General features: G+C 52.9%; 1 protein-coding gene. It reads left to right on the top strand.

What is annotated here, in order from left to right:
- A partial coding sequence (locus tag ACTHUR_RS12245; RefSeq protein WP_440398746.1) for an AIR synthase-related protein occupies positions 1–957 on the top strand: 957 nt, incomplete at both ends.

Below are 957 nucleotides of genomic sequence, written 5' to 3'. Positions count from 1 at the left end.
ACCCACCGCGACCAAATGGTCGGCAAATACCAAACCCCCGTAGCCGATTGCGCCGTTACCATGATGGGCTTCAACACCTATCGCGGCGAAGCGATGTCTATGGGCGAAAAACCGACCGTCGCCCTGTTTGACGCGCCCGCCTCGGGCAGAATGTGCGTCGGCGAAGCCATCACCAACATCGCGGCGGTCAACATCGGCGACATCGGCAACATCAAACTTTCCGCCAACTGGATGGCGGCGTGCGGCAACGAGGGCGAAGATGAAAAACTCTACCGCACCGTTGAAGCAGTTTCTAAAGCCTGTCAGGCATTGGATTTGAGCATCCCCGTGGGCAAAGACAGTTTGTCGATGAAAACCGTGTGGCAGGATGGCGAAGAGAAAAAATCCGTGGTTTCGCCGTTGAGCCTGATTATTTCTGCGTTTGCTCCAGTAGAAGACGTACGCAAGACTGTTACGCCTGAGTTGAAAAACGTCGAAGACAGCGTATTGCTGCTGGTTGACTTGGGCAACGGCAAAGCGCGTATGGGCGGCTCTGCATTCGGTCAGGTTTACAACAACATGACCGGCGATGCACCTGATTTGGACGATACAGGCCGTCTGAAAGCGTTTTACAACATAATTCAACAGCTTGTCGCCGAAGACAAACTCTTGGCATACCACGACCGCAGCGACGGCGGCTTGTTTGCCGCTTTGGTAGAAATGGCATTTGCTGCACGTTGCGGCTTGAATGTGGATTTGACCTCGCTGGTTGCCAACCAAGCCGATGTCAACGAAGCAAGCATCCGTGCATTGTTCAATGAAGAGCTGGGCGCAGTGATTCAAATTGCCAAACAAGATGTTGCAGCCGTAGAAGCCTTGTTTAAAGAAGCTGATTTGGCACTGCATGCTGTTGCGACCATCGGTACTGACGAGAAAATCGTTATCCGCAATCAGGCAGGCATCGTACTGGAACAAAAC

This window comes from Neisseria sp. P0021.S007, from assembly GCF_051956855.1.
Note: the sequence above shows the minus strand (reverse complement) of the source record. Positions and strands in the feature narration are given on the sequence as shown.